This window comes from Spirosoma spitsbergense DSM 19989 (genome assembly GCF_000374085.1).
Classification (GTDB): Bacteria; Bacteroidota; Bacteroidia; order Cytophagales; family Spirosomataceae; genus Spirosoma; species Spirosoma spitsbergense.
The window spans coordinates 1-10,340 of sequence record NZ_KB893446.1; the positions used below are offsets into that span (position 1 = coordinate 1).

The 10,340-nt window shown below is 51.5% G+C and carries 9 protein-coding genes; 3 read left to right on the forward strand and 6 right to left on the reverse strand.

The window, feature by feature from the left end; all coding sequences use genetic code 11:
• The first annotated feature begins 117 nt into the window (after positions 1-117).
• The 3 genes from B157_RS0108085 (at position 118) to B157_RS0108095 (ending at position 4,808) form a co-directional block, all read left to right on the forward strand.
• On the forward strand, positions 118-1,224 hold the full coding sequence (locus tag B157_RS0108085; protein ID WP_245565042.1) for an ISAs1 family transposase: 1,107 nt from the start codon (positions 118-120) through the stop codon (positions 1,222-1,224).
• A 425-nt stretch (positions 1,225-1,649) separates the two neighbouring features.
• Positions 1,650-3,491: a glutamine--fructose-6-phosphate transaminase (isomerizing) gene (glmS, locus tag B157_RS0108090; RefSeq protein ID WP_020602852.1), complete on the forward strand. Its 1,842-nt coding sequence runs from the start codon at positions 1,650-1,652 to the stop codon at positions 3,489-3,491.
• A gap of 123 nt (positions 3,492-3,614) precedes the next feature.
• Positions 3,615-4,808, forward strand: coding sequence for a DmpA family aminopeptidase (locus B157_RS0108095; protein WP_020602853.1), 1,194 nt, complete (start codon positions 3,615-3,617; stop codon positions 4,806-4,808).
• Between the two features lie 9 nt (positions 4,809-4,817).
• On the opposite strand, the gene B157_RS0108100 is transcribed toward B157_RS0108095, so the two are convergent.
• From B157_RS0108100 to B157_RS0108125, 6 genes are all read right to left on the reverse strand, one after another.
• Complete coding sequence (locus tag B157_RS0108100) at positions 4,818-5,594, reverse strand: LytR/AlgR family response regulator transcription factor (protein WP_020602854.1); 777 nt, start codon at positions 5,592-5,594, stop codon at positions 4,818-4,820.
• 296 nt (positions 5,595-5,890) lie between these two features.
• Positions 5,891-6,334, reverse strand: a complete 444-nt coding sequence (locus B157_RS0108105) for a phage tail protein (RefSeq protein ID WP_020602855.1) — start codon at positions 6,332-6,334, stop codon at positions 5,891-5,893.
• Between the two features lie 2 nt (positions 6,335-6,336).
• Positions 6,337-6,789: a phage tail protein gene (locus B157_RS0108110; RefSeq protein WP_020602856.1), complete on the reverse strand. Its 453-nt coding sequence runs from the start codon at positions 6,787-6,789 to the stop codon at positions 6,337-6,339.
• A 162-nt stretch (positions 6,790-6,951) separates the two neighbouring features.
• Complete coding sequence (locus B157_RS0108115; RefSeq protein WP_020602857.1) at positions 6,952-7,977, reverse strand: sensor histidine kinase; 1,026 nt, start codon at positions 7,975-7,977, stop codon at positions 6,952-6,954.
• Positions 7,958-8,650, reverse strand: a complete 693-nt coding sequence (locus tag B157_RS0108120; RefSeq protein WP_020602858.1) for an ABC transporter ATP-binding protein — start codon at positions 8,648-8,650, stop codon at positions 7,958-7,960. Before B157_RS0108120 ends, B157_RS0108115 begins: the two co-directional genes overlap by 20 nt.
• Before the next feature lie 129 nt (positions 8,651-8,779).
• Positions 8,780-10,030 (reverse strand): ABC transporter permease, encoded by a 1,251-nt coding sequence (locus tag B157_RS0108125; RefSeq protein ID WP_020602859.1) that lies wholly within the window; start codon positions 10,028-10,030, stop codon positions 8,780-8,782.
• Between the last annotated feature and the right edge of the window lie 310 nt (positions 10,031-10,340).

A 10,340-nucleotide genomic window follows, 5' to 3' on the forward strand; every position in this document is an offset into this window, starting at 1 on the left:
CAGGGCTTTTTCATAAAATTTGGAGTAGAGCGATCTTTGTGATTTTTCTCGACCAAGATAAAATCGCATGACGACCGCCCCGCTCCAAAAAACGAAATTAGGGCCTACTACCAGCATTTGCAAGCCCACCTGCCTGACCCGCGTGATGAGCGGGGTAAACGCCATAATCTGGCCTTCGTGCTGACAAGCCTGTTATGGGCTTTGTTGCGCTGCGGAGGGCAACTTAGCATCAGCCGCTTGCACCGATGGTTGGTCCGAGAACATGACTGGTTAGTGGATCAGACTGGTGAGATGAGCCGTAAAGCCATCTCGCACAGCCAATTACGAAGAGTACTGGCTGACTTGGATTATACCCGCTATAATGGCCTAAGCGAGGAGTTCTTTGGCTGGTCAGCGCAAGTAGAAGGGGTCTGGCGTAGTGTGGATGGCAAGGAGCTTCGAGGCAGTATTAATGGGGTAAGTGGCCAGAAACGGGGCGAGGTGTTGGTTCGACTAGTGGGTCATGAGGATGCCCTGGCCCAGGTATTAGGCTTCTATCAGGGCCAGAAAGAATCGGAGCGGACTCTGGTAGAGGAGTATATCCAGGCGCAGTCCACAGGCAGTTTGCAGGGGGAGTGCTGGAGTTTAGATGCGTTGTTTGCCACACCTGCTCTGTTGAGGGCTTTACAGGAAGCTGGTGTAAACTATGTGGTGGGTTTGAAAGCAAATCAGGCCGAGTTACTCACCCAGGCCCAAGCGTTGCGTGAAGGCGAAGCCCATTTTGATTGGGCACAGCTTGAGAAAGGACACGGACGAGTAGAACAACGTCATTATCAGGGCTATGAACTACCGCTTTGGCAGGTAGATGCGCGTTGGGACAGGAGTGGATTGGTCTCTATTGTGTGGGTGGAACGTAACCGCTTTCGCACCAAAGACGGCAAAACTACTCAGGAGTCCTGCTGCTTTGTGAGCAATGTAAATCTGGAAGGGCTGGGTGGTCTGGTACTGGCAGGGGCGATCCGCAATCACTGGCGGATCGAATCCGATCACTATGTGAGGGACACAACGGCTGGCGAAGACGGCATCCGTTGTGGGCATGGGAACCGGTTACGAAGTGTGGCGAGTGTGTTGAATGTTGGCCTGAATCTACTGCGAGCCGCAGACAGAAAAGGTAATCTGAGAGCCTATTGGGAGGACTGTTCAGCAGACCGACAAAATGTAGTTGACTCTTGGAGAAGAACTTAGAATTTTATGAAAAAGCCCTGTATACTACTATATGTACAGAGAGATGGTTTTTATTTTGACTCTACTTCCTTTAATTTAGAAATAATCCAGATATAGCGCATTGCTCTCATGCTGGGTATTACCCCTATTCCAGGTGAAAACAGGAAGGTAAATGGTGGTATTCCTGCCCATTGGTCGATAAACTGCTCTCTGTCCGGTAAACTGGCACTGATATTGGGGGTTGATAAGATGAATAGAATAGTGCTCTGAAAATCAATCCGGCAAAAAGCCGGAATATCCGGCTTTTTGCCTTTTTTTACGGTTGACTTTGACTAATACGACGGGTTTCCAGTTTATTACACAGTAAAGTCAGTGGCTGCTTTGGGCCTGAATAACGGAACGACTGAGATGAACCAAGTCGTTTTACTCTAAAAATAACCGTAACTATGTGTGGTATTGTAGCGTATGTGGGTCACCGGGAAGCGTGTCCGGTAGTGATAAAGGGACTGAAGCGTCTCGAATACCGGGGATATGATAGTGCAGGCGTTGCCCTGATGAATGGGCATGGCCTGAAGGTGTACAAGAAAAAAGGGAAAGTCGTTGCGCTGGAACGGGAACTGGAGGGCAAAGAAACCCACTCCACCATTGGCATGGGCCATACCCGCTGGGCTACCCATGGCGAACCCAACGACGTGAATGCGCACCCTCATTATTCGTTTCACCGCAAACTAGCCATTATCCATAATGGCATCATCGAGAACTATGCGGCCATAAAACAGGCATTGCTCAAGAAGGGACACACCTTCACCAGCGAAACGGATACCGAAGTGCTGGGTCAGTTTATCGAGGATATCTGGGAGAACAACGGCGGAACGCTGGAAGATGCGGTGCGGCTGGCGTTGCAGGAAGTAGTGGGTGCCTACGCCATTGTGGTCATGAGCGAAACCGACTCCACGCAGTTGATTGCCGCCCGTAAGGGCTCGCCCCTGGTTATTGGGGTGGGGGAAGAAAATGAGTTCTTTCTGGCGTCGGACGCGACCCCGATTGTCGAATACACCAAAGATGTCATCTACCTGAACGACTACGAGATTGCCGTTATTAAAGAGGGCGACCTGAAAATCGTTAACCTCGATAATACGACGACAACCCCGTACGTCCACAAAATTGAGATGGAACTCGCAGCCATCGAAAAGGGGGGCTACGACCATTTTATGCTCAAGGAAATCTTCGAGCAACCGCGCTCCATCGCCGACTCGATGCGGGGACGCGTGCAGGCCGATGCGGGCATTCTGCAACTGGGTGGTTTGCGCGATTACATGGACAAACTGGCCCGGTCGGAACGGATTGTCATCATTGGCTGCGGTACCTCCTGGCACGCCGGGCTGGTAGCCGAATACATCTTTGAAGAACTGGCCCGGATTCCGGTGGAAGTGGAGTACGCGTCGGAGTTTCGCTACCGGAATCCCATCATCAAAGAGGGGGATATTGTCATTGCTATCTCGCAATCGGGTGAAACGGCAGATACGCTGGCCGCTATCGAACTGGCCAAGTCCAAAGGGGCGACCATTTTTGGGGTTTGTAATGTGGTGGGTTCGTCTATTGCCCGGGCCACGGATGCGGGTGCCTACACCCACGCCGGACCCGAAATCGGGGTGGCCAGTACCAAAGCTTTCACGGCGCAGGTGACGGTATTGACAATCATGGCGCTGGAAGCGGCCCAACGGAAGGGCACCATATCGGAGTCCCTGTTCCGGCAATTACTGGTGGAACTGGAAAGCATTCCGGCCAAAGTGGAGATGGTGTTACAGGCCGCCGATAAGATCAAGGAAATCGCGTACATCTTCACCTACGCCCGCAATTTTATTTACCTGGGTCGGGGGCTGAATTTCCCCGTTGCGCTGGAAGGGGCCCTGAAGCTAAAGGAAATCAGCTATATCCATGCCGAAGGATACCCAGCCGCCGAGATGAAACACGGTCCCATTGCGCTCATCGACGAGGATATGCCAGTGGTGGTGATTGCCACTAAAGACAGTTCGTATGAGAAAGTAGTCTCGAACATTCAGGAGGTAAAAGCCCGCAAAGGGCGCGTTATTGCCATTACCACCGAAGGTGATACGGATCTGCCCGGCATGGTCGATTTTACCATCGAAATTCCGAAAGTTCATTCTATGTTGATGCCGTTGATTTCGGCGATACCCCTGCAACTGCTGGCGTATTATATTGCCGTGATGCGGGGCCGTAATGTCGACCAGCCGCGCAACCTGGCCAAGTCGGTAACGGTGGAGTAGCGAATGATAGAAAGATTGTGGTGTGGTGTCGGTTTTAACCGGGCTGGCGTACCAGAAACCGACACCACACCACAATCTTTCCCAAAACTGACACCTCACTAACCCCTAATCCGTTTAACGCTGATGCGTCTGAACCGGCTGTTTATACTGCTTCTGCTGGGGTCTGTTGCGCTGATGAACTACGCGCAGTCGCAACCCCGCGCCCGCGACCTCGGCATTCCGCTAGACGGTAAGCCCGGTGTTTACAATGCCATCACCGACGTAAAAGGGGTTGAAGTGGGTATGGTAACGCTTGTTTCGGGTAGTGGAAAACTAGCCGTGGGCAAGGGACCGGTTCGGACGGGTGTTACGGCTATTTTGCCGCGGGGCAAAACCTGCGACCCGGTTTTTGCCAACTGGCACGCGCTGAATGGTAATGGTGAAATGACGGGTACAACCTGGGTCACGGAGTCGGGTTTCCTGGAAACGCCCATTCTGATTACCAATACGCATAGTGTGGGTGTGGTGCGCGACGCCACTATTGCCTGGGAAGCAGCCCACAACTACTACAAGGAACTGGCACCGGATGTCTGGTTCTCCTATCCGCTCGTGGCCGAAACCTACGATGGGGCGCTGAACGACATTAACGGGTTTCATGTCACGAAAGAGCACGCCATGCAGGCACTCGACGGCGCCAAAAGCGGACCAGTGGCCGAAGGAGCCGTTGGGGGCGGAACGGGCATGATTTGTCTGGGATTCAAGGGCGGAACGGGAACGGCATCGCGGGTGGTGAATGGCTATACTGTTGGCGTCCTGGTGCAGGCCAATTTTGGCAGCCGCGCGCAGTTAACCATTGCGGGTGTGCCGATGGGGCAGGCACTGCTCGATACCCTGTCCTGGCGCATGAACGGGGAGCCGGTTTATGGCAAGCCTAAAGCTAAAACATCGGATGAGCGTGGGTCCATCATTGCCATTGTGGCTACGGATGCTCCCCTGCTGCCGCACCAGTTGAAACGTATTGCCCAGCGGGTTTCGCTGGGTATCGGCAAAATGGGTGGGGTAGGTGGTAATAGTTCGGGCGATATTTTTCTGGCGTTCTCGACGGCCAACCCGGGCGCTTTCGACCGGAAGGCTACCACAAAACCGGTCGAGATACTGACTAATGATAAGATGGACCCGCTCTTTACCGCAACTGTTCAGGCTACGGAAGAAGCCATCCTGAATGCGCTGGTAGCGGCAAAGGACATGACCGGTATCAACGATAATTTCGTGCCTGCCCTGCCACACGAGACGATCCGGAAACTATTGAAACAATACAACCGACTCACCACGAACTGATTCGTGCCGCTATCCCTCCATCCAGTTTCGGAACGCCCCTGCTTTCTCTTTGCTGACAATAAGTTCGAAGGAATCATGCGGTGCTTTGAGCAGCACCAGCAGTTTCTGACCGTCGTGAGGCCGGTATCCGGCAATGGCATCGAGCGCAACCACACACTGGCGATTGGCCCGGAAGAACCGGGCAGGGTCCACTAGTTCCTCCAGTTCGTCGAGGGTTTTGTAATCGGTAACCAGTTTTTTACCTTCGGTCGTATGGAGATAAATCAGTTCGTTTCGCAGGAAATAAGCGACGGCTTCCTGGGGTACGAACACAATTTGCCGGAGGTAGTGACCCGAGAACCGGCGTTTGTAATGAGGTACATCGGTCGTGCCGGCCAGTTGCGCCATTGCCTGTCGCAACTGCTCGCTAAAGTCGGGAACCGGACTCGCTGACCAGCGATGGAATTTCTCCAGGGATGCTTTCAATTCGTTCGGGTCAACGGGTTTGAGCAGATAGTCGATGCTGTTCAGTTTAAACGCCCGAATGGCATATGCATCGTAGGCAGTGGTGAAAATAACCGGAACAGTCAGACCAACCTGCCGGAACGCGTCGAAACTCACCCCATCGGACAGTTGGATGTCGGCAATCACCAGATCGGGGGCGGGTTGGGGTGTGGTAAAATACGTACAGATGCTTTGTACACTGCCCAATGGCCCATGAATGGTAGCGTCCGGCTCCAGTTGACGCACCATTTTCTGGAGTTGCCGGGCAATCAGCGGTTCGTCTTCGATGAGGAGAATGGTCATGGGTGGTTGAAGTCAGGATTGACGCGGGACTCACCTGTAATGCATAACTACTGCACTTTTTGAGCCCAATCAAGCTGGGCTGGATTCAGAGCGACTATCGGCTGACCCGATTTGCGGTTTTCGTATAGTTCAATCAGTTTTTTCGTAAACCTCACCAAGCGGCCATAATGTCGCTGCTATACCATTAATTTGCCGGTCAGCTCAGATAATAATGTACTGGCTTTAAGTTGTCCAGTGTCTACAGGCGACTCAACAGTCCCCGAATCACCAATTCCCGAATTTCGACAGGCATAGAATCAGACGTCAAAAAAAGAGTAGGCAAACTCGAGCGATTCAAGGGCAAGTTTATTTTCCTGCGCATTAAAGTCAGAAATACTCCACTTAACTGGCCATGCATCGTGAAATGTCCAGATCTTCAACGGAGTTCCGTTCTCGTTCAGCAGCATCAGCGTGATCGTTTGGGTAATAATTGGCTCACTAAACTCGGCACTGAGCGTTTTTTTGAACCAACTCACCAGATTGGAATCCGAAGTCACATAACCCCTTTTCAGTACCAGATTCGTATACGCTGGTACGCCCGGTACTTTATGCTTATAGCGGTTGAGCCCGCCTTCCTGAACTTCTTCGGTGGGCAGGGTTACCGAAACTCCGCTCACCTCCTGAAATCCATTATCGGAATCCGGATTCTTCGGATCAAACGTCACACTAAAGTAAAACCCAACCGCAGGATATATAGTCATGATCAGCTTTTCTTGATAACGATCGTTTCGTAGGCTAGTTCAATGGTTTCAACGGCTACTTCGTTGCCGTCCGACTTTAAGTCCGTTCCCGAAATTTTAATCGAGAAAGCATCGGTCAGTGTCCAGACCATCGTATCGGCACCTGCCTCATCCAGCAGGCTGATTACTACCGTTTCGCGTTTGATAGTGTTCATTTTGAAACTGTTGTACCAAGTCCAAAACTTGTTGTCTTTAACGAAGACGCCTTTCTTCAGGGTTACATTCCCCATTTTGGCAATACCGGGCATCTTGATCGTCGGGAATACTTTGCTGTTTCCCGCCCGATAGTCAATGACATGTGTCTCGCTATCCAGACTGCTTACCTCCTGAAAAAGGATTTCGCCCTGATCGCCCAGCGTAACTTTAAAGAAAAACCTGGGTAGGGGCCATATAGTATTCTGTGCTTCGCCAGCCATAATTGATACGATGTAAGAATTGAGGGAAAGGGGTTTGCGATTTTTGCATTTGTTGCTGGAGCGTGAGGATGGCAAAGTGCGTCTGAATAGGGAGACTCTTACATAAAGTGAAAATTGGTATATTATTGCCGTAATCTACTGATTGCCAATGAAAAAATTACATTACTCACCCTCTAGCAAAGGTACCTGCACCCGAAAGGTTTCGCCCGTATCGCCCACGTCGATGGGCTTCGGTCCCAGGTAGCTGTACAGCAGTTTCAGGTTTTCCAGCCCCTGCCCGTTGGAGGTGCCTACCTGCCGTTTGCGCTGGATGGGGTTCGATACCGTTATGTAGCCGTCGTGCGTACTAATGGTCACCGTAAGCGGGTGCGACTCGCTGATGACGTTGTGCTTGATGGCGTTCTCGATTAGAATCTGGAGCGTAACGGGGACAATCTGCTGGTCCAGCGCGGTATCGTCAACCTGACAGATAACAGCAAACGTGCCGTCGAACCGGGTATGCAAGAGCGAAATATAGTTTTTGATGAACGCCAGTTCGGTTTCAAGGGGCACCAGCGATTTCTCCTTGTGTTGCAGGACATACCGGAATACCTTCGACAACTGCTGCAAAAACTGCCGGGCCAGCACGGGGTTGTCGTCAATCAGACTATCCAGCGACGACAGGCTGTTGAACAGAAAATGCGGGCTGATCTGATTTTTCAGGCTGTCCAGCTGCACCTGTACTTTTTCTTTTTCGAGTTGCGCCGTCTGGAGGGCGTTTTCCTGCCAGCGCTTCAGCAGATGACTGGCCATGAAACCCAGACAAATAACCGTATTGACCAGAAAGACCATGATTCCGATAATGAGGAATGTGTAGTTACCCAGTAAGGATAGGGTAGGTGGTAAGAAATAGCGACTAACGAAATAGCTGACTATCAGGAAAAGGGTTTTAACTACGCTCCAGCCGCCGAAGACCTGTACGATAACACGCCAGCGGACATTTTTCTCAAACGGAAGCCGGTGATTCAGCCACTCGTTAAATTGAAAATGGAAGGCCCATACCACGTTCAATACCCCGAACGACAGCAGGAAAAGTAATGCCTGCACCTGCCAGGTCAGGCTGGGAATGAGCCACTGCCGAACGGCAATACCCCCAACGGCGGTTGCCAGAAGTAGTAGTTCGACGTATCTATTGACCCTTATTTTCATGACTGGTAATGATCATTCCATCCGACATTTCGATGACCCGGTCGGTTCCGGCAGCAAAATCGGGATCGTGCGTAACGGCAATAATGGTCTGCCCTTTCCGGGCCAGGTCGTGGAAAATAGAAAATACGTTATCGCCATTGGCTCTGTCGAGGTTGCCCGTTGGTTCATCGCCCATGATGATGGTGGGGTCGTTGATGAGGGCGCGGGCAATGGCTACCCGCTGCTGCTGCCCGCCCGACAGCTTACTGGCCGGTTTGCGGGCAAAGTCTGCCATGCCGATAAGCCGCAGCTTTTCCATGGCTCGCTCCTCGACTTCTTTGTCAGAGTACTTCCCCAGCTTAAGGCCGGGCAGCATCACGTTTTGCAGGGCCGAGAATTCGGGCAGCAGAAAGTGAAACTGAAATACGAACCCCAGGTGCTCATTGCGAAAGCGAGCCAGAAAATCCTGACTACGCCCCGTCAGTTTCGTGCCTGCCATCTCGATTTCACCGTCGTATTCGGTGTCCATCGTTGAGAGCAGGTAAAGCAGTGTAGACTTACCACAACCTGATTTGCCCACAATCGCCATGAAATCACCGGCCTGCACATCGAACGTAATATCTTTCAGAACCTGGAATTTAGCCGGGTCGTAAAAGAACTTGTTTAAGTGGCTGGCGGAAAGAACGGTAGGCATTTTAGTGTCATTTTATGGTCATTGTGCTTCGCTGTCATTGATTGTCATCAGGTTTCTCTTCATTTAGTAGCAACTTCTAATGACTACAATGCCCATCAATGACAGCGAGGTATAATGACCTATTTCTCTTTATCCCCGTAAAATAGCGACCGGATCCACCTGTGCGGCTTTTCTGGCGGGAAAGTACCCCGCCAGAATGGTAGTAGTAACACCGAACAGCAGGCCCATGACGTAATATTTAGCAGCAAAAATGACCGGGAAGGTCTTGATGCTCAGGAAATCACCCGCATCGAAGGGCATGATGGACAGGAGATAACTCAGCCCAAAACCAATCCCCAGGCCCAGCAGCCCACCCGTAAACCCAATGAAAACGGCCTGTAATAGAAAAATAGCGACGATGTCGCGGGCATCGAACCCCGTGGCTTTCAGGATGGCGATGTCCTTGATTTTGTTTATAACGGTCATGTTCATGATGTTATAAATCCCAAAACCGGCCACCACCAGCAACGTAATGGATACGACATAGGTGAGCATATTCCTGATTTTTTCCCCCGCCAGAATTGCCGTATTGGCCGTGGCCCAGTCTTCGGTGTAATAGCCGTACGCAGCCCGCAGTTTCTGACCGAACGGTATGGCCTGCAGCGGGTCTGTCATTTTGATGTGGATGTCGGTAATGTAACTGGGGTCGCGTTGCAGCATCTCCTGTACGGTGGAGAGGTTACCGTAACTTTTGGTATTGTCCACTGTTCCCACCCCAAACCCGAACGTACCCACCACCCGCAGCACCCGCGTAGTACCTTTTGGCGTAGTTACCGTTACCTTATCGCCCACCCGAACGTTGAGTTTTCGGGCCAGCACTGTACCCATGATCAGGCCGTCGGGGTTGGTTTTCAGGGCGTTCAGACTGCCTGATTTTAGTCGTGTATTTAATTTGTACAGCCGGTTCTCGCGGTCGATGTCAACGCCCGATATGGTGCCCGATAGCTGAATGGGGCCGTTATTGTAAAACGCCTGCGTGGCTACCTGGGGCGATACGCCCAGCACGCCCGGTTCTCGCTCGATGCGTTCTGCAATGGTCAGCCCGTTTTTTATCCGGGACTGTTCGTCTTTGGGTTTCTGGTGGTAAACTACGTTGAAACGACCGGGATTCAACTGCTCGATGAGGCTGGGGCGCTGGGTGTTCACCTCATTATACAACCGGATGTGCGGACTGGCATCCAGCGCCGAATCTTCCAGAAACTGATTGACGCCCTGCATGAACGAAATCATGGTGATGAACATCGCAATACCGAACGTAACGCCCAGCATGGCTACGAGCGTTTGACGCTTTTTGGTCGTGAGGTGCGTCCGGGCAATCTGGGAAGCGATGTGAAGGTCCATGTTTTTAATGATAGATTGAGTGAATGATAGAATGAGTGAATGGCCAGGCCAACTTATTCTACCATTCTATCATTCACTCAATGGTTCGTCAATTTTTAGGGATATGAAAAAGGCGTGTTAGTTTTGGGTATCTGACATCCAAACCAAACAACGCCTTTATGCAAGGACCAGCCCTACTGAGTACAATAGTAGCTAACCTGCCCGATTTGACCAAACCCCGTCGGCAATTTATACACCACATTCTGATGCTGTTTTTGAGTGTTCGTCACCGAATCAACTTTCTGCAATTGGCTCGCCACAGCGACCAGTA